Consider the following 17,656-nt stretch of genomic DNA (forward strand, 5'->3'; position numbering starts at 1 on the left):
ATTTAAAAATAATTATTGAACTGTATACGTCATCGTATCTATTTCTGACAATCTAAAGAACCCAAGTGCATAATTGTCAAAATTAGTTTGATTAACGATGTTTCCTCTTACAGTTGCTGGTGGCGCTTGGAATGGGCCACCGCTGTTTCCTGCAACACCAAGTAATACGTTCATATAGTTATAATATCGTTCAGAAATACCATGAAGTGTAAAAGTTAAATCATCAGCGGCTTCTAAATCTTCGTTAAAATAAAGCCCAAACATTTGATTTCCTTGAAAGAATTCATCATCAACCACATCATATTCAGGAAGGTTTAAAAATGAAGGATTAAATTGGATAAGGTAGAAATTATCTACTAATCCATCGTCCTGAAAAAAGAATTTAACTTCAATTTCATCGCCAGTAAAGCCACCTTCGTCATTTTGTTCAACAGAATCTATTGTTGGTGATGGTATTAAGTTTTCAGTAGCTAAATACGTTTGTCCGTCATGAATAACAGTTAAAACATAAGTTTCATTTAAAACCGGATTAAAATTAGTACAAATGTAGTTTCCGGTTCCAATATCTTCGTTAAAATCATATTGTATTAAATTACTATCTGTAATAAAAACTATTGCACCCGAAACTGTAGGAATTGTGTTTTCAAAATAACCTGTTGTGGTTGATAGTTTAATAGTTTGTTCGTCACCCAAAGTTCCTTTTTGCCACTTTATTGATGCGTCAATTACAAGTTTTGGGGCAGCTGTATTTAAATCTACATCCACAACATCCTCACAAGAAATTAAACCAATTGATGATAGTACTATTGAGATTATAAGTAGCGTTGTTTTTAATATAATTTTCATCATGATTCTAAAATTTAAAATTATAAGTTGCGCTAGGAACTATTCCAAAAATAGATAATCTTACAGCTTCATTATTACCAGAATCTTGGTTTTGTCTAAAACTGATAGATGTTGCATTTTTTCGGCTATAAACATTATAAATACTAAAAACCCATTCACCATACCATTTTCTATTCTTATTTTTATTAGGAACTAAAGTGGCAGAAATATCAAGTCTATGATAGGTGGGTAGTCTGTTCTCGTTTCTTAATCCATAACTTGGCACAGAAATATCTTGATATACATATTGACCGTTTGGATAAGTTACAGGTTGTCCGCTTTGCAGTGAAAAAATAGAACCAAAACTCCATTTTTCATTCAATTGATACATTCCGGTAACAGAAAGATTATGTAATTTGTCCCAACCGGTTTTGTACCATTCGCCGTTATTAATTCCGGTTTCGTTGGCATTTCTTCCTGGGGTTTGTTGTTCAGACCTTGAAAGAGTGTAAGAAACCCAGCCGTTTAATTTTCCTTCATTTTTTTTGGCTAAAATTTCTAAACCATAGGCTCTAGCTTTTCCATTTAAAACGACTTGTTCAATTGCTTCATTTGCAATTAAATCAGCACCGTCAATATAATCTAATCTATTTTGAATTTCTTTGTAAAAAGATTCAACCTCAAGTGTGTATTTTCCATTTTTAAAGTTTTTGAAATAACCAATGGCATATTGATCTAAAAGTTGCGGTTTTAAATAGTTGTCACTTGGAGCCCAAACATCAAGAGGAGTAGGAGATTGCGTGTTTGAAATAAGATGAAGATATTGCGACATTCTATTATAACTGGCTTTAATTGCGACATCATCATTTATAGCATATGAGATTGCAACTCTTGGTTCAAAATTACCAAAACTAGCTATGGTTTCGTTTCTGCCATATGATTTAGTTCCGGTAGGAGTTGCTTTCTCATAAATTTGTAATTCCTGATTAAATGTTACAGCTTCATTGTTTAAATAGGTGTTGATTTCTTGTTTTCCTAAACGGTAAAACGAACTGTATCTTAGTCCGTAGTTTACGGAAATTTTTTCGCTTAATGTTTGTTCAATATCAATATAGACGGCTGGTTCAAAAGCATATTTTTTATCCAATTGATCTGGATTTATTCCTGATGACGAGTCTGTTGGTTCAATTTTTCCAGGATTAAAGTCATAGTAAACAGTGTTTAATCCAAAATTCAACTTAGTTTTATCGTTTAAATAATACTTAAAATCATATTTAAAGTTATAATTTTTAATACCGCTATCCCAATTGAAACCAATAAAGTCTAATTTTAATCCGTAATAATAATCGCTGTAAATTAGTGAAGCATTTGAAAATAATTTATCTGAAAAAAGATGATTCCAACGTAAGTTTAAAACACTATTTCCATAAGTGTTTACAAAACTATTATTTAAGCTAAATACGTCTCTGCCAAAATACCCTGAAAAATATAAACTATTATTATCATTTATATTATAGCTCAGTTTAGTATTTAAGTCATAAAAATAAGCGGAGTTCTTATTGTCAGTAAGTTTTAAAAATAAGTGTGCGTAAGAGCTTCTTCCGGCAACTAAAAAGGAAGCTTTGTCTTTTACAATTGGTCCTTCGGCTAATAATCTTGAAGAAATTAATCCAATTCCACCACTTAGATTAAAATTATTACTATTTCCTTCTTTTTGATAAATGTCTAATACTGAAGCTACCCTTCCTCCATAACGAGCAGGAATACCTCCTTTATATAATTTCAAATCTTTAATGGCATCAGCATTAAAAACAGAAAAGAAACCAAATAAATGCGAAGAATTGTAAATAGTAGCTTCATCTAATAAAATTAAATTTTGATCTGCCGCGCCACCTCTCACGTTAAATCCTGACTGACCTTCACCTGCATTTGTAACGCCAGGTAAAGTTAAAATTGATTTTATGATGTCAACTTCTCCAAGAATTGCGGGCATTTTTTTTATGGTCGAAATTGCAAGTTTGTTGGTGCTAAATTCTGCTTTTTTTATGTTCAATTTGTTTGGTTTATCAGTAACTACGATTTCGTTTAACTGTAAACTTTCTTCAGTTAGTTTATAATTTTTCTTTAAATTTGAATTTAGAATAATTTCTTCTGTAATTTCAGAAAATCCTAAATAACTAACCGTAATTTGATATGTTCCTTTAGGAAGAGTTAACGAATAAAATCCATATTCATTTGTAGATGTTCCTGTTTCTAAATTTTTTATATAAACCGTAACTCCAAAAAGTGTTTCGTTATTTTTTGTATCAGAAATAGAGCCGCTAATTGTAAACTTTTCTTGAGAATAAGAAAAATTTATAAAAAATGAGAAGGCAATTATATAAAGATATTTAATAATTTTATTCATGGTATACTATTTGTACTACAAAGTTGATGATTTTTTTTAAATTTAACTTATTACATTTGTTAATGTATGGTTAATATAAGTAAAGTATTATAGCTTTTATGTAGGTTTGTAAAAATAATGTAATGAAAAAAATAATTTTAATTTCTTTTTTTTTAATGTTTTCGATGAGTATTTATGCTCAGTTTGACAAAAAAAACACGCCTTTAAAATTAGAATTAAAATCAAAAACGTCAGTTGATATTCCTAATGAATTTTCAAGTGATTTGCCTTCTCTTGATTTTAAGAGTAGCTTAGATACTAAAGATGATAACTATTTAAAAAAATACTCTATTTTAAATAAAAAAGAGGCTGCTAAAAGCATTTTTGAGAATGATAATAATTTTAAAAACCCTGGCGACGAAGTAAAAGATAAATTAAATAAAAAATTAACTGATAAACCTATTGATGAAAGCTTTAAAAGTGATCAATTTTTAGGTCAGTTTGATACAAAAAGCAAATATTTAAAAGTTGTTTGTAGAGATCATGAGTATCCTGATGGAGATAGAGTTAAAATTTTAGTTAATGATAAAGTTGAGGTTTCTAATATACTATTAGAAGCAGGTTCTAAAGAATATTATATTAATTTATCTGACGGATTTAATAAAATAGAGTTTGAAGCATTAAATCAGGGTTCGTCAGGTCCTAATACTGCGGCTTTTAGGGTTTATGATGATAAAGGAAATATTATTACATCAAATGAATGGAATTTAACAACAGGTGTAAAAGCGAAAATAGTAATTGTTAATCAAGATGAAAGTAAAGACGAACAAGAATAAATTTATATTAAAATAAAAAAGCTCCGAAGATTCGGAGCTTTTTTATTTTAGAATATTTTCTATTGTAATTTAGCCAAAATACCGTTTAGTGTAGCACTTGGGCGCATTGCTTTATCTGTTAACTCAAAGTTTGGATGATAATAACCGCCAATTTGTTGAGGCTTTCCTTGAGCTGCAATTAATTCTTCATTAATTTTAGCTTCATTAACATTTAAATCATTTGCAATAGGAGCGAAGATTGCTTTTAATTCTGCATCTTTATTTTGGTTTGCCAAAGCATTTGCCCAGTATAAGGCTAAATAGAAATGAGATCCTCTATTATCTATACTTCCAAGTCTTCTTGCAGGAGATTTATCATTTTCTAAAAACTTCTCGGTAGCTTCATCTAAAGTTTCAGATAAAACTAACGCTTTTGGATTATTAAATACGTTTCCTAAGTGTTCATATGAAACACCTAATGCTAAAAATTCACCTAATGAATCCCAACGTAAATATCCTTCTTCAATAAATTGTTCAATATGTTTTGGAGCTGATCCACCTGCACCAGTTTCAAATAATCCACCACCATTCATTAATGGAACAATAGATAACATTTTTGCAGATGTTCCAACTTCTAAAATTGGGAATAAATCCGTTAAGTAATCTCGTAAAACATTACCAGTAACCGAAACAGTATCCAAACCTTTAACAATTCTTTCTAATGAGAATTTAGTAGCATCCACTGGATTCATAATACGGATATCTAATCCAGTAGTATCATGATTTTTTAAATATAAATTTACTTTTTCAATAACTTGTCTATCGTGAGCTCTGTTTTCATCTAACCAAAAAATAGTTGGAACACCAGTAGCTTTTGCTCTGTTAACTGCTAATTTTACCCAGTCTTGTATAGGCGCGTCTTTAACTTGACACATTCTAAAAATATCTCCAGCTTCAACTACTTGTTCCATTAAAATAGTTCCGTTAGCATCTTTAACTTTAACAGTTCCATTGGCATCCATTTGGAATGTTTTGTCATGCGAGCCATATTCTTCAGCCTTTTGAGCCATTAAGCCTACATTAGGAACACTTCCCATTGTTTTTGGATCTAATGCGCCGTTTGCTTTACAAAAATCAATTGTAGCTTGATAAATTCCAGCATAACATCTGTCTGGAATAATAGCTTTAGTATCTTGAGATTTTCCAGCTGCATTCCACATTTGTCCTGAGTTACGAATCATTGCAGGCATTGAAGCATCAATAATTACATCAGAAGGAACGTGTAAGTTAGTAATTCCTTTATCAGAATTTACCATCGCTAAAGCTGGTCCGTTTTCCATAGCAGCCGTTAAAGCAGCTTCTACTTCCGCTTGTTTAGCGTGTCCAGCAATTTTTGCATATACATCACCTAAACCATTTTTAGTATTTACACCTAATTCATTAAATAAATCGGCATATTTTGCAAAAACATCTTTAAAATAAACTTCTACAAATGCGCTAAAAAGAATTGGATCTGAAATCTTCATCATAGTAGCTTTTAAGTGCACTGAGAATAAAACTCCACTTGCTTTTGCATCTTCTACTTGAGTAGCAATGAAAGCTCTCAATTTATTCATATTCATTACCGAACTGTCAATAATTTCTCCTGCTTTTAAAGGTGAAACATCTTTTAGTATTTTCGTTGTACCATTTGCATCTGTAAATTCAATAGTAAAACTTCCATTATCTTTAATACAAACAGATTGTTCAGTTCCATAAAAGTCGCCTTCGTTCATATGTGAAACATGCGATTTTGAATCTGATGTCCAAGCTCCCATTGAATGCGGATGTGCTTTGGCGTAGTTTTTAACCGCTTTTGGAGCACGTCTATCAGAGTTTCCTTCACGAAGTACTGGGTTTACTGCAGAACCTAAAACTTTTGCATATTTTGCTTTTATTGTTTTTTCTTCATCAGATTGTGCGTCTTCTGGAAAATTAGGAATTGCAAAACCTTGTGATTGTAATTCAGCAATTGCTTCTTTTAATTGAGGTACAGAAGCTGATATATTTGGTAATTTAATGATGTTAGCGTCTGGTGAAGTTGCTAGTGTTCCTAATTCTGATAGAGCATCACCTATTTTTTGATCTTCCTTTAAGAATTCTGGAAAGTTGGCTAAGATTCTCCCGGCTAACGAAATGTCTCTTGTTTCTAAATCAATATTTGCTGGCTTTGAAAAAGCTTTTACTATTGGTAAAAATGAATGTGTTGCCAACATTGGCGCCTCATCTGTAATTGTGTAAATAATTTTAGATTTGTTAGACATGGAATATATGTTTAATTAATGTAAATTTTTTTAAGTCACGCAAATATAAGAAATATTGAGCACAATTTTATGATAGCTTATCCCTTAATAACATGGAATTTAGAATTTGGTAATAGAAAAGATTTAAATTATTAAATATGTATTTTAAATGCCTTTTTTATGTCAAAAAAAAAGCCTTAACATTGTTAAGGCTTTTAATTTTTTCAAGAAAGAATTAGTTTTTATATCTTCTTTCTTTAATTTTTGCTTTTTTACCAGTAAGTTCTCTAAAGTAGAAAATACGAGCTCTACGAACTTTACCTCTTTGGTTTAATTCAATTTTTTGAATAGCTGGTAAGTTAATAGGGAAGATACGCTCAACTCCTATAGCACCTGACATTTTACGAATAGTAAAAGTTTCTGTTGCACCAGTACCTCTTCTTTGGATTACTACACCCTTAAAAAACTGAGTTCTTGTTTTTTCACCCTCTTTAATTTCGTAGTATACAGTAATTGTATCACCAGCTGCGAAAACAGGTAAGTCTTTTTTTTCTACGAATTCGTTATTTACGAAATCTACTAAATTTGCCATAATATAAATATAACTATTTGATTTAGAGTAACATTCACGGTTATCGTCAGAGGTTAGTCCAAAACTGGATGCAAAAGTAAAAAATAAATGTGAATTAAAAATTAAAAATTACTTTTTTTTTAAAATCATAGGGTTTACTCTTCTAACAAATCTGGTCTTCTGTTTTTTGTGTGTTCGTATGCTTTTTGTTCACGCCATTCCTCAATTTTAGGAAAATTTCCACTTAAAAGAATATCTGGAATTTTCCAACCTTTATATTCTGCAGGTCTTGTGTATATTGGAGGAGAAAGTAAATTGTCTTGAAAACTATCAGTTAATGCTGAAGTCTCATCGTTTAAAACACCAGGTATAAGTCTAATAATACTATCGCAAAGCACAGCAGCTCCAAGTTCACCACCAGAAAGAACGTAATCACCAATGGAAATTTCTTTTGTAATGAATTGATCACGAACTCTTTGGTCTACACCTTTATAATGTCCGCAAAGAATGATGATGTTTTTTAACATGGACATCCCATTAGCCATACTTTGATTTAAGGTCTCTCCGTCTGGAGTCATGTAAATCACTTCATCATAGTTGCGTTCGCTTTTTAATTTCGAAATACAATCATCTATAGGTTGAATGCTCATAACCATTCCGGCACCACCGCCATATTGATAATCGTCTACACTTTTTTGTTTATTTGTAGTGTAATCTCTTAAATTGTGAAAATGAACTTCAACCAATCCTTTTTCGATAGCTCTTTTTAATATTGAAGCTTCAAACGGACTTTTAATTAGTTCTGGTAAAACGGTAATGATGTCAATGCGCATTTTTTCTTGTCTCAAAGTTTTTGAAGTTGCAAAGTTACAAAGTTTCTGTCAACAAAAATATTAAACTCCAAATTGCTTTAAATGATGATCCATATGATTGTACATCAATTTGTCCCAATCTTCGTAAGTCATTTTTCCCCAAAAAGGATGATTCATTACCGTTATGTTTTTTTGACCGTCTTGTAATAATTGAATGTTTTTAATCAGTTCAGTTTTTGACTTATCTAAATCAACTGAATTTTTGACAATAAACTCAGGTGCAGTTGGGCTGTTTTTTTTAAATTCTGAATTGAAAACTTTGTTTTTCATCATTTTTCCAACCAATTTCATTAAAAAATTGATTTTTAGTTCTTGTTTTCCAAAAGCTACGTTAGAAGTTAAAAGACAATGTTCGCACATTTGGTCAGCCGACATTTTTCCCCAAAGTGGTTTTGATTCTGAATTAATTTGGTTAATTCTATTTACAAGTTCTTGATTATCATTTGAATTGTAGATGCTTTTCATAATTATTTTTTGATTGCTGTTAAACTATACATCATCGGAATTTTATTTTCCAAATGCTTTATTCTGAATTTATTGGTTTCGAACTCTATGGTTTCATTAAAACAATTGTAATTGGAATAATCATATTCTTCAAAATATTCAATTTGTAAATCATTATTCATTAAAGACTGAAAAACTTCTGAAAGGGAATGATTCCAACCAATGTAATCTGTTTTTATGTCTGCATTTTGATCTGCATAAGTTCCTATGTATTCTTCTAAGATTGGTTTTTCGTTATGATAATGGTATTTAATTTTGGTAAAATCATCATCAAACATCCAAACTACTGGGTGAAATTCTACAAAAACTAATTTTCCATTTGGTTTTAAGAAATGTGAAATGACTTTTGCCCATTCATCTAAATCGGGTAACCAACCAATGGTTCCATAACTGGTGTAAACAATATCGAACTTTTCATCTAAATGATTAGGACTTTCATAAACATCACAACAAATGAATTTGGCATCTAAATTAAGTTCTTCATTTAATTGTTGTGCTTTTTCTATGGCTTTATCGGATAAATCAACTCCTGTGCATTTGGCTCCAAGTCTTGCTAAGGAAAGCGTGTCTTGTCCAAAATGGCATTGTAAATGTAAAATGCTCTTTCCTTTTATATCTCCTAAAAGTTCTAAATCATTTTTTGGAACGGAGTTTTTTCCCGAAAGGAAATCGGAAACATTATAAAAATCAGAAGCTACATGAATATCGACTTTATTATTCCATGTCTGTTTATTTACATTTTTATAATTATCGATACTCATATAGCTTGTGTTTTAATTAGGAACAATTTACTTCAAATAAATAAAGTGTCCAAATTAATATGTTTTTTAAAGCTTATGGATTTGTTGACCAAAGGGAAGCTGCTTTTAACATCGCTCTTCTTGGTAATTTTAATCCAGCAACTATTAATTCTGCAAAATCATCTGGTTGTAATACTGAGTCTTCTGAATTTTTATTAGCAATTCCTAATTCAATTGACATGTCAGATGCGATTGTACTTGGTGTTAAAGTACAAACTCTAATGTTGTTTTTACGTACTTCTTTCATTAATGATTCTGACATTCCAATTACTGCGAATTTCGAAGCTGAATAAGCAGAAGTATTAGCATTTCCGGTTAATCCAGCAGTTGAAGAAATATTAAAAATATCTCCTTCATTTTTTTCTATTAAATAAGGTAATACTTCTTTGGTTACAAAATACATTCCCATTACATTGGTTTGAATGATTTCTGACCATTGATCTACTTTCATATCATTTAAAGCACCAAAAGCTGCAACACCAGCATTGTTTACCAAAATATCTACACTTCCAAATTTACTGATAATTTGTTTTATTCCATTCTGGACTTCTTCATAATTCCCTATATTAAACAGAGCGTATGTAGCATTTACACCTAATGCTTTTAATTCTTCAACAGTTTCTTGTAAATTCTTTTCATTTCTTCCGGTAATAGCAACATCAATCCCTTCTTTAGCAAAGGCAAGGGCAGTAGCTTTTCCTAAACCTCTGCTTCCTCCTGTAATAATTGCCTTTTTACCTTTTAAATTTTCCATTTTAATCTAATTTTTATTTAAAGTAAAATTAAAAATTAAATATTTCTTTTTTGTAATTAAAACCTTAAATTAAATATAAATTTTATGTTTCACTTTTAGGATTTTGTTGTGAATTTGGAGTTTTTTATATCTAATAAAATCACTAATTTTGCAGAATAATTTAAATTAAAAAACATGCAAGACGGAATTTACGCAAAATTTAATACGCCAAAAGGAAGTATTTTAGTGAAATTAACGCACGATAAAACTCCAGGAACTGTTGGTAACTTTGTTGGTTTAGCTGAAGGACAATTGGAAAACACTGCAAAACCAATGGGAACACCTTATTATAACGGATTGAAATTTCACCGTGTTATTCCAGATTTTATGATACAAGGTGGTTGCCCACAAGGAACAGGAACAGGTGATGCAGGTTATAAATTTGACGATGAATTTCACCCTGAATTAAAACACGATAGACCAGGAGTATTGTCTATGGCAAATGCTGGTCCTGGAACTAATGGTTCTCAATTTTTTATTACACATATACCAACAGATTGGTTAGATGGTAAGCATACTGTTTTTGGTCATGTTGTTGAAGGACAGGATGTTGTTGATGCGGTTGCTCAAGGCGATGCAATTGAATCAATCGAAATTGTAAGAGTAGGAGCAGAAGCTGAAAAATGGAATGCTATTGAAGCATTTAGAACTTTTGAAGGTTCTCGTGAAAAAAGGTTAGCAGAGCAAAAAAAGCAAGCAGCAGAAGCTTTAGAGAAATTAGCAGCTGGTTTTGATACTACAGAAAGTGGTTTACGTTATAAAATGATTCAAAAAGGTGCTGGTAAACAAGCAGAAAAAGGGAAAACAGTTTCTGTACATTACCAAGGTGCTTTAGAAAACGGACAGGTGTTTGATTCTTCATACAAAAGAAAACAACCTATTGATTTTAAATTAGGTGCAGGACAAGTTATTGAAGGTTGGGACGAAGGTATTGCCTTGTTACAAGTTGGAGATAAAGCTCGTTTTGTGATTCCATCATATTTAGGGTATGGTTCTAGAGGTGCTGGAGGAGTTATTCCACCAGATGCGACTTTAGTTTTTGACGTTGAATTAATGGATGTTAAATAAGATAAGTGTTAATTAGTTTTTAAAATATATAAAAATCCTGAAAGTTTCTTTCGGGATTTTTCTTTTTTACTATATTTACTTCAAATACTTTATACTATGAAAAAATATATTTTAATTGGCATTTTAGGACTAATTTTTGTTGCTTGTACAGCTAAGAAAGCGGTGGTGGTAGAAGAAGTTGTAGATATGACTAATTTTACTCCTGAATTAGTTCAAGGAAAAACTATTTATGAAGCAAAGTGTGGTAAATGTCACGATTTACCAAGACCAGCAGCATATACAAAAGATAAATGGACGCCAATTATGAATAGTATGGCTAAAAAAGCTAAAATTTCTGATGAGGATAGAGAATTGGTGTATAATTATGTTACGATGAATCTATAGTGTTTTTGGCTCATTTTTTGATTTAAATTATTGAGCCAAACTTTTTTTATATGAAAAATAAACTTTCTTTATTCTTTCTTCTTTTATCTATATTCTGTTATAGTCAAGTGCCTCATTGTGGTTTTGATTTTACTTCTTATTTGGTTGTTTTGCCACATGAAAACGGTAATTCAACTGTTATAAACGACTTGCAAATTACTGTTGTAGATGAAAAAGGGAATGAAGTTTTAAATGTTGATAATAGCTTAAGTTGGATAAATAAAGACAAAGCACTTTTATTTGACCGAAACTATTTGATAAGCAAATCTACTGAAAAAGAACGTTGGTTCTTTCCTTATGCTAATGAGAGTTATTTTTTATCGGTGACGAATACGTTTCCTGCTGAGAATTACAGCATAAAAATTTCAGATGCAAAAGGAATCTATAAAACTCAAATTATACAATTACAGCCTTTTAATTTGTACATTTTGTGTTCTAGTGAAAATGAAAAACAATCGCGTCAATTCGGACCAAGAACCAATAGGCCTATTGAGGTTGTGATGGAGAAGAAATAGTTATGGGAAATACTATTCAAGTTAAATATAATGAACATTATAAATTGTATGTTTTATTAAAAGATTATATCCTTTTTGAGCATCTATTAATTGAAAACAAAATTGATTATTATTATAACATAGTTGAAAATTCTAACGTTAGTTCTGGAATTCGTTTTTTTATTCAAGATAAAGACAGAAGTTTAGTTAATGAATTATTAATTAAAAATGAAATAATAGCAAGTACAGAAACTATTTTACTTACAGATTATGAAGATGGAAAAAAAGTGTATAAGTTTCAATTATATACTTATTTAATAGTAATTGCGATAGTTTTATTAATCATTTTAATAGGTTCTTATTTATGAATATAAAATTATTAATATTACTATTTGGTTTAAGTTCAATTTCATTATTTTCTCAAAATAAAATAATTGAAGGTAAAATATTTGATGAAAATTTCCAGTTCTTAGAAAATGCATTTATTGAAACTACAGATGGAAAATATTACACCAAATCTAATGAAAATGGAGATTTTAAAATTATTATTCCAAGCGAGTATAATGAATTAAAAGTTCAGTTTGTAGGGCTTCATCCTTACGTTATTCATTTAGAAAATAGATGTTTTATTAATGTAATTTTATTAAATCATTTTTTAATTGAATTTAAAACTTTAAAAGAAGAAGATAAATTCTATTCTAAAAGAAGAAAGAGAGTAAATAGAAAGTTTAAAAATATCTTGAAAAATAATAAATACAGGAAAGATAGTTATTGTCTTTCAGCTAATTAAAAAGTACATAAACCAAATTTCCAACTAACATAATTTTAAAAATTAAAGACAAGGCGCTGATTTTTAAATGAAACTTTGTTTGTGCAATAATAATCAGTATCACTAATAAAGGTAAGATTAATCCAGAGAATAATCTAAGTGAATGTGTTTCTGAAAAATCATTAAAGCGATAAGAATTCACTTCATTAAAAAGTATTGATTCTTTTATAGTAACAAAATCGCCTTGTTTTATCTTTTTTGCAAATTCTTTAGAAACTACAAACTGAACTTCTTTTGTGTTAACAGTATAGGAAATATGTGAATTTCCACCTGCATTATAATAATTTTGTCTTTCAGAATTAATAAAATAAACTTCAGTTGAAATTTCCTTTCCAGTCAATGAAAAATCAAGAATAAATATTAGCGCTAAACTATAGAATAGAATTAAAGATACTTTTTTAAGCATGACTTATTTCCACTTAATATTACAACCTATACTTGGTTTTTGTGGTTCTACTATTTTACGGTTGTAAAGCACAGCATCAATTGCATTTCGTAAATCGCTTCCACTAACAGGAATTGCGTTTGCAGGTCTTGAATCGTCCATTTGTCCGCGATAAACCAATTTATCCTGACTGTCAAATAAATAAAAATCGGGTGTACAAGCAGCATCATATGCTTTTGCTACTTCTTGAGTTTCATCGTATAAATAAGGAAATTCTATTTTGTTTTCTAAAGCAAAATCAGCCATTTTATCTGGAGCATCTTGCGGATAGTTAATAATATCATTACTTGAAATGGCAACTACTCCTATTCCTTGAACTCTATAATCGTTAGCAATCATAACAATTTCATCAATTACATGAACCACAAACGGACAATGATTGCAAATAAACATGACCAAAGTTCCTTTATGTCCTTTGCATTCTTCAAAATTAAAATTGGTATTAAAATTAGATGCTGGTAATAAAAAATCGGGAGCTTTTGTACCAAGAGGCAACATATTTGAAGGAGTTTGAGCCATTTTGAATAAGAGTTTAGAAATTAAATTTCAGAAGTTATTAACCTCTTGTTATTATACGTTAGTAAATGAATAATGTTACAAAATGATTGAAAATTCTTAAATTTGAAAAAAAAATGAAAGTTGAAATAAATTGGACTGATTTTGAAAAAGTTGAAATGCGTGTTGGAACCATTATAGAGGTCAATGATTTTCCTGAAGCGAGAAATCCTGCCTATCAATTAAAAATTGATTTTGGTACAGAAATAGGTGTTTTAAAATCATCTGCACAAATTACCAAACGTTATGCTAAAGAAGATTTATTCAATAAGCAAATTGTAGCGGTTGTAAATTTTCCAAAGAAACAAATAGGGAAATTTATGAGTGAGTGTTTAGTTCTTGGCGCAATGGGTAATGAAAATGACATTGTGTTGCTTTCGCCTCATTTTAAAGTGGAAAACGGATTAAGAATTGGATAATAAAAAAGCCCTGAAAATTTCAGGGCTTTTTTATTATATAACACTTTGATATTAAATATCGTCAAAACTAATGTCAGTAAAATTGCTTGTTGAAACGTTTTCAGTAGCTTCATTTTCATATACTTCTTTTTTGAAGTCTTTTTGGTGTCTTTCAGAAATTACTTCTTCTCCTTTATGATCTACAACAAATGAAGTCATTTCGTCTAAAATTTCTTGAAAAGCAGCAAAATCTTCCTTGTATAAGTAAATTTTATGCTTTTTAAAATGATAAGAACCGTCTTCTTCAGTAAACTTTTTACTTTCAGTAATAGTTATGTAATAATCATCAGCCTTAGTAGCTCTAACATCAAAAAAATAAGTTCTTCTTCCTGCCCTTAATACTTTAGAAAAGATATCTTCTTTATCTAACATTTCTTTTTCATTCATAATCTTTCGAATCTATTATTGGTTTTTATAGAAATCAAAAATCTAAAAAAAAAAGGTATAAAACAATTAATTAACAATTTCTTTTTCTGAAAGTTGTTTGTTGTATAAATCTTTATAGTAGCCTTCTTGCTCGAGTAATTGATTATGAGTACCTTGTTGTATAATTTGTCCTTCGTCGAGTATAATAATTTTAGTAGCATTTTTAGCAGAAGATACTCTATGACTGACAAGAATTGTAGTTTTGTTTTTACAATATTTTGTTAAACTATTTAAAATTGCTTCTTCCGTTTCTGTATCTACAGCGCTTAAACAATCGTCTAATAATAAAATAGGCGCATTTTTTATTAACGCTCTAGCAATTGAAACCCTTTGTTTTTGCCCACCAGATAAAGTAATTCCTCGTTCTCCTAAAATAGTATCGTATTGATTGGTGAAATTAATTATGTTGTTGTGAACAATTGCTTTTTTAGCTGCATCTATTACTTCATTATCAGTTGCATTTTCATTACCAAATTTAATATTGTTCTTTATAGTGTCTGAAAATAAAAATGCGTCTTGAGGAACAACGCTAATGTTGTTTCTTAAATCGTTAAGATTAACATCTTGAATTAATTTGTTGTCAATTAAAATAGAACCTTTTGTAACATCATACATTCTACTTACTAGCGTAAGAATTGATGATTTTCCAGATCCAGTTTTTCCAAGAATTGCAAGTGTTTCACCTGGGTTTATTTCAAAAGAAATATTTTTTAAAGCAGTTATATTTGTATCATCATAGGTAAAAGTTGCATTCTTGAATTCAATTTTACCAACTATTTCATCATGTTGAGATGAAGTGTTTTGAATTGAAGGTGTAATTTTTAAAAATTCATTTAATCTTTTTTGAGATGCTTCTGCTTCTTGTACTAATGAAGAAACCCAACCTAAAGAAGCTACAGGCCAAGTTAACATGTTGATGTATAAAATAAACTGTGCGATAACACCAATACTTTCAATTTTACCATCAATATACATAGTTCCACCTACATAAATGACTACTAAATTGCTCAACCCAATAAGTAATATCATCAATGGTCCAAATAATGAGTTTACTTTAACCAAAGACATTGATTTATTTTTGCTTTCATGCGTTAAAGCTTCAAACTCTTTTTCTTTTTCTTTTTCAATTGCATAAGCTTTAATTACTCGTATTCCAGAAAATATTTCTTGTGCAAATGATGATAATGTAGAAAGGTTTTTTTGAAATTCACTACTTCGTTTATGTATTTCAGAGCTAATTTTGAAAACACCATACGATAAAAGTGGTAAAGGCAATAAAGAGTATAAAGTTAATTCAGGAGAAATATTATACATATATATAATAACAACTGTAAAACGGATGAATGTATTTAAAGAATACATTACAGCTGGCCCCACGTACATTCTCACTTTTCCTACATCTTCACTTATTCTACTCATTAAATCACCTGTTCTATTTTGTTTATAGAAACTTTGAGATAATTTTTGATAATGATTGTAAACTTCGTTTTTTAAATCAAATTCAATGAATCTCGACATAACAATAAGGGTTTGTCTCATTAAAAAAGTTAAAAAACCAGCAATAATTGTAGTTACGAGTATAAGAATAACGTTATAGAACAATTCTTTTTTTACTAATGCTAAAGAAATATTTTCTTGCTTAGTAAATTCTTCAATGGTCTTTATAGAATTTCCAATTAATTCAGGAGTGAATAAAGAAAATATTTGTGCGACAATTGTAATAATAATACCAAGAAAAAAACGGTATTTATATTTGATAAAATATTTGTTTAAATATTGTAATTCTTTCATTTTAAATTTTAAAAAAGTAATTATTTTTTATTTAAAAACAATTTTACATGCTTTATTGCTAATTTATGTATTCACTTAAAATCAACTGTTTAATTGTCAAATTATTAAAATAAAGATAAAATTTTCAATCATTTTGATTTTATTCGTAATATTGCGAATAATTTTTGAATATAACACAACACAATCAAACTCAATATGACATCAGAATTAGTACAAGCAAACGAATTGCATAAAGTTGATCCTGTTTTTGGTCAAGTTTCATTTGACGGACACGAACAAGTTGTTTTTTGTAACGACAAAGATACAGGTTTAAAAGCAATAATTGGTATTCATAACACAGTTTTAGGCCCAGCTCTTGGTGGAACTAGAATGTGGAATTACACAAACGAATGGGAAGCCTTAAACGACGTATTACGTTTGTCTAGAGGTATGTCTTATAAAAACTCTATTTCAGGTTTAAATTTAGGTGGAGGTAAGGCTGTTATCATTGGTGATGCTAAGACACAAAAAACACCTGAATTAATGACTCGTTTTGGACAGTTTGTTGATTCATTATCTGGAAAATACATTACTGCTGAAGATGTGGGAATGGAAACAAAAGATATGGATATTGTTAGCGAAGTTACAAAACACGTAGCTGGAATATCAGTTGAAAAAGGAGGTTCAGGTAATCCTTCTCCAGTAACCGCTTATGGTGTTTTTGTAGGGATGAAAGCAGCAGCTAAATATCAATTTGGTTCAGACAATTTAGAAGGTAAAAAAGTATTAGTACAAGGAATTGGTCACGTTGGTGAAGTGTTGGTTCAGCATTTAACTGAAAGTGGCGCAATTGTAACTATTGCTGATCTTAATCAAGATAGATTAAATGAAGTTGGATCTAAATATGGAGCTAAAATTTATACAGGTTCAGATTTATATTCAGCAGATGTTGATATTTACGCTCCTTGTGCTTTAGGTGCAACTATTAACGATGAAACAATTAATAGAATTCAAGCTAAAATTATTGCAGGAGCTGCAAATAACCAATTGGCAAATGAAGTAACTCATGGTAAATTATTAAAGGAAAAAGGAATTTTATATGCACCTGATTTCTTAATTAATGCTGGAGGTGTAATTAATGTTTACTCTGAATTAGTAAAATGGACTAATGCTCAAGTAATGGAAAAAACAGAAAACATCTATAATACAGCTTTAGAGATTTTCAAATTTGCTGATGATAATAATATTACAACTCACCAAGCTGCTTTTTCAATTGCTCAAAAAAGAATTGACGATAGAAAAAAAGAAATTCAGAATAAATAATAGTAAATAATATTGTA

20 protein-coding genes are annotated in these 17,656 nt (G+C 29.7%); 8 read left to right on the forward strand and 12 right to left on the reverse strand.

Annotated features, from left to right (window positions below; translation table 11 throughout):
- Positions 1 to 12: 12 nt before the first annotated feature.
- On the reverse strand, positions 13 to 849 hold the full coding sequence (locus OLM55_RS08125; protein WP_264558408.1) for a DUF4249 domain-containing protein: 837 nt from the start codon (positions 847 to 849) through the stop codon (positions 13 to 15).
- Between the two features lie 4 nt (positions 850 to 853).
- Positions 854 to 3,232, reverse strand: a complete 2,379-nt coding sequence (locus OLM55_RS08130) for a TonB-dependent receptor (RefSeq protein WP_264558409.1) — start codon at positions 3,230 to 3,232, stop codon at positions 854 to 856.
- 122 nt (positions 3,233 to 3,354) lie between these two features.
- Between OLM55_RS08130 and OLM55_RS08135 the strand changes: the two genes are divergently transcribed.
- Positions 3,355 to 4,047 (forward strand): hypothetical protein, encoded by a 693-nt coding sequence (locus tag OLM55_RS08135; RefSeq protein WP_264558410.1) that lies wholly within the window; start codon positions 3,355 to 3,357, stop codon positions 4,045 to 4,047.
- A gap of 59 nt (positions 4,048 to 4,106) precedes the next feature.
- Here OLM55_RS08135 and OLM55_RS08140 read toward each other — a convergent pair whose 3' ends face one another.
- The 6 genes from OLM55_RS08140 to OLM55_RS08165 form a co-directional block, all read right to left on the reverse strand.
- Positions 4,107 to 6,329 (reverse strand): NADP-dependent isocitrate dehydrogenase, encoded by a 2,223-nt coding sequence (locus OLM55_RS08140; RefSeq protein WP_264558411.1) that lies wholly within the window; start codon positions 6,327 to 6,329, stop codon positions 4,107 to 4,109.
- Between the two features lie 214 nt (positions 6,330 to 6,543).
- Complete coding sequence (rplS, locus tag OLM55_RS08145) at positions 6,544 to 6,900, reverse strand: 50S ribosomal protein L19 (protein WP_264558412.1); 357 nt, start codon at positions 6,898 to 6,900, stop codon at positions 6,544 to 6,546.
- A 134-nt stretch (positions 6,901 to 7,034) separates the two neighbouring features.
- Positions 7,035 to 7,712, reverse strand: coding sequence for a tRNA (guanosine(37)-N1)-methyltransferase TrmD (gene trmD / locus OLM55_RS08150; protein ID WP_264560613.1), 678 nt, complete (start codon positions 7,710 to 7,712; stop codon positions 7,035 to 7,037).
- Between the two features lie 60 nt (positions 7,713 to 7,772).
- A complete protein-coding gene (locus OLM55_RS08155) occupies positions 7,773 to 8,216 on the reverse strand; it encodes a DUF1569 domain-containing protein (protein WP_264558413.1) in 444 nt (147 codons plus the stop codon).
- Positions 8,217 to 8,218: 2 nt separating this feature from the next.
- Complete coding sequence (locus OLM55_RS08160; RefSeq protein ID WP_264558414.1) at positions 8,219 to 9,016, reverse strand: class I SAM-dependent methyltransferase; 798 nt, start codon at positions 9,014 to 9,016, stop codon at positions 8,219 to 8,221.
- 73 nt (positions 9,017 to 9,089) lie between these two features.
- Positions 9,090 to 9,809 carry a 3-ketoacyl-ACP reductase gene (locus OLM55_RS08165; protein ID WP_264558415.1) on the reverse strand — a complete coding sequence of 240 codons (720 nt, stop codon included), beginning with the start codon at positions 9,807 to 9,809 and terminating at the stop codon, positions 9,090 to 9,092.
- A 174-nt stretch (positions 9,810 to 9,983) separates the two neighbouring features.
- Here OLM55_RS08165 and OLM55_RS08170 point away from each other — a divergent pair, with 174 nt between their 5' ends.
- From OLM55_RS08170 to OLM55_RS08190, 5 genes are all read left to right on the forward strand, one after another.
- Complete coding sequence (locus tag OLM55_RS08170) at positions 9,984 to 10,916, forward strand: peptidylprolyl isomerase (RefSeq protein ID WP_264558416.1); 933 nt, start codon at positions 9,984 to 9,986, stop codon at positions 10,914 to 10,916.
- A 96-nt stretch (positions 10,917 to 11,012) separates the two neighbouring features.
- Positions 11,013 to 11,300 (forward strand): c-type cytochrome, encoded by a 288-nt coding sequence (locus OLM55_RS08175; protein ID WP_264558417.1) that lies wholly within the window; start codon positions 11,013 to 11,015, stop codon positions 11,298 to 11,300.
- Positions 11,301 to 11,350: 50 nt separating this feature from the next.
- The gene (locus OLM55_RS08180; RefSeq protein WP_264558418.1) at positions 11,351 to 11,854 is read left to right on the forward strand and encodes a hypothetical protein; all 504 of its coding nucleotides are present in this window, start codon (positions 11,351 to 11,353) and stop codon (positions 11,852 to 11,854) included.
- A 2-nt stretch (positions 11,855 to 11,856) separates the two neighbouring features.
- Positions 11,857 to 12,201 (forward strand): hypothetical protein, encoded by a 345-nt coding sequence (locus OLM55_RS08185; protein WP_264558419.1) that lies wholly within the window; start codon positions 11,857 to 11,859, stop codon positions 12,199 to 12,201.
- Positions 12,198 to 12,623 carry a hypothetical protein gene (locus OLM55_RS08190; RefSeq protein WP_264558420.1) on the forward strand — a complete coding sequence of 142 codons (426 nt, stop codon included), beginning with the start codon at positions 12,198 to 12,200 and terminating at the stop codon, positions 12,621 to 12,623. Before OLM55_RS08185 ends, OLM55_RS08190 begins: the two co-directional genes overlap by 4 nt.
- Here the strand turns inward: OLM55_RS08190 and OLM55_RS08195 are convergent.
- A complete protein-coding gene (locus tag OLM55_RS08195) occupies positions 12,616 to 13,068 on the reverse strand; it encodes a hypothetical protein (RefSeq protein WP_264558421.1) in 453 nt (150 codons plus the stop codon). The genes OLM55_RS08190 and OLM55_RS08195 overlap by 8 nt on opposite strands.
- Before the next feature lie 3 nt (positions 13,069 to 13,071).
- Positions 13,072 to 13,626, reverse strand: coding sequence for a thioredoxin family protein (locus tag OLM55_RS08200; RefSeq protein WP_264558422.1), 555 nt, complete (start codon positions 13,624 to 13,626; stop codon positions 13,072 to 13,074).
- Positions 13,627 to 13,739: 113 nt separating this feature from the next.
- On the opposite strand from OLM55_RS08200, the gene OLM55_RS08205 reads away from it, so the two are divergent.
- Positions 13,740 to 14,081 (forward strand): tRNA-binding protein, encoded by a 342-nt coding sequence (locus tag OLM55_RS08205; protein WP_264558423.1) that lies wholly within the window; start codon positions 13,740 to 13,742, stop codon positions 14,079 to 14,081.
- A gap of 51 nt (positions 14,082 to 14,132) precedes the next feature.
- On the opposite strand, the gene OLM55_RS08210 is transcribed toward OLM55_RS08205, so the two are convergent.
- Together OLM55_RS08210 and OLM55_RS08215 are read right to left on the reverse strand one after the other, a co-directional pair.
- A complete protein-coding gene (locus OLM55_RS08210; protein ID WP_264558424.1) occupies positions 14,133 to 14,507 on the reverse strand; it encodes a PUR family DNA/RNA-binding protein in 375 nt (124 codons plus the stop codon).
- A gap of 66 nt (positions 14,508 to 14,573) precedes the next feature.
- The gene (locus tag OLM55_RS08215) at positions 14,574 to 16,337 is read right to left on the reverse strand and encodes an ABC transporter ATP-binding protein (RefSeq protein ID WP_264558425.1); all 1,764 of its coding nucleotides are present in this window, start codon (positions 16,335 to 16,337) and stop codon (positions 14,574 to 14,576) included.
- Between the two features lie 195 nt (positions 16,338 to 16,532).
- Here OLM55_RS08215 and OLM55_RS08220 point away from each other — a divergent pair, with 195 nt between their 5' ends.
- A complete protein-coding gene (locus OLM55_RS08220) occupies positions 16,533 to 17,639 on the forward strand; it encodes a Glu/Leu/Phe/Val family dehydrogenase (RefSeq protein ID WP_264558426.1) in 1,107 nt (368 codons plus the stop codon).
- Positions 17,640 to 17,656 lie beyond the last annotated feature (17 nt).

Source organism: Flavobacterium sp. N2270 (assembly GCF_025947225.1).
Lineage (GTDB): Bacteria > Bacteroidota > Bacteroidia > Flavobacteriales > Flavobacteriaceae > Flavobacterium.

Bases quoted from the DNA above. Each gene is read 5' to 3' on its own strand.
- OLM55_RS08140 (WP_264558411.1), bottom strand. From the start codon at position 6,329: ATGTCTAACAAATCTAAAATTATTTACACAATTACAGATGAGGCGCCA.
- OLM55_RS08200 (WP_264558422.1), bottom strand. From the start codon at position 13,626: ATGGCTCAAACTCCTTCAAATATGTTGCCTCTTGGTACAAAAGCTCCC.
- OLM55_RS08185 (WP_264558419.1), top strand. From the start codon at position 11,857: ATGGGAAATACTATTCAAGTTAAATATAATGAACATTATAAATTGTAT.
- OLM55_RS08210 (WP_264558424.1), bottom strand. From the start codon at position 14,507: ATGAATGAAAAAGAAATGTTAGATAAAGAAGATATCTTTTCTAAAGTA.
- OLM55_RS08135 (WP_264558410.1), top strand. From the start codon at position 3,355: ATGAAAAAAATAATTTTAATTTCTTTTTTTTTAATGTTTTCGATGAGT.
- OLM55_RS08205 (WP_264558423.1), top strand. From the start codon at position 13,740: ATGAAAGTTGAAATAAATTGGACTGATTTTGAAAAAGTTGAAATGCGT.
- OLM55_RS08175 (WP_264558417.1), top strand. From the start codon at position 11,013: ATGAAAAAATATATTTTAATTGGCATTTTAGGACTAATTTTTGTTGCT.
- OLM55_RS08160 (WP_264558414.1), bottom strand. From the start codon at position 9,016: ATGAGTATCGATAATTATAAAAATGTAAATAAACAGACATGGAATAAT.
- OLM55_RS08195 (WP_264558421.1), bottom strand. From the start codon at position 13,068: ATGCTTAAAAAAGTATCTTTAATTCTATTCTATAGTTTAGCGCTAATA.
- OLM55_RS08125 (WP_264558408.1), bottom strand. From the start codon at position 849: ATGATGAAAATTATATTAAAAACAACGCTACTTATAATCTCAATAGTA.
- OLM55_RS08130 (WP_264558409.1), bottom strand. From the start codon at position 3,232: ATGAATAAAATTATTAAATATCTTTATATAATTGCCTTCTCATTTTTT.
- OLM55_RS08155 (WP_264558413.1), bottom strand. From the start codon at position 8,216: ATGAAAAGCATCTACAATTCAAATGATAATCAAGAACTTGTAAATAGA.
- OLM55_RS08180 (WP_264558418.1), top strand. From the start codon at position 11,351: ATGAAAAATAAACTTTCTTTATTCTTTCTTCTTTTATCTATATTCTGT.
- rplS (WP_264558412.1), bottom strand. From the start codon at position 6,900: ATGGCAAATTTAGTAGATTTCGTAAATAACGAATTCGTAGAAAAAAAA.
- OLM55_RS08170 (WP_264558416.1), top strand. From the start codon at position 9,984: ATGCAAGACGGAATTTACGCAAAATTTAATACGCCAAAAGGAAGTATT.
- OLM55_RS08165 (WP_264558415.1), bottom strand. From the start codon at position 9,809: ATGGAAAATTTAAAAGGTAAAAAGGCAATTATTACAGGAGGAAGCAGA.
- trmD (WP_264560613.1), bottom strand. From the start codon at position 7,712: ATGCGCATTGACATCATTACCGTTTTACCAGAACTAATTAAAAGTCCG.
- OLM55_RS08220 (WP_264558426.1), top strand. From the start codon at position 16,533: ATGACATCAGAATTAGTACAAGCAAACGAATTGCATAAAGTTGATCCT.
- OLM55_RS08215 (WP_264558425.1), bottom strand. From the start codon at position 16,337: ATGAAAGAATTACAATATTTAAACAAATATTTTATCAAATATAAATAC.
- OLM55_RS08190 (WP_264558420.1), top strand. From the start codon at position 12,198: ATGAATATAAAATTATTAATATTACTATTTGGTTTAAGTTCAATTTCA.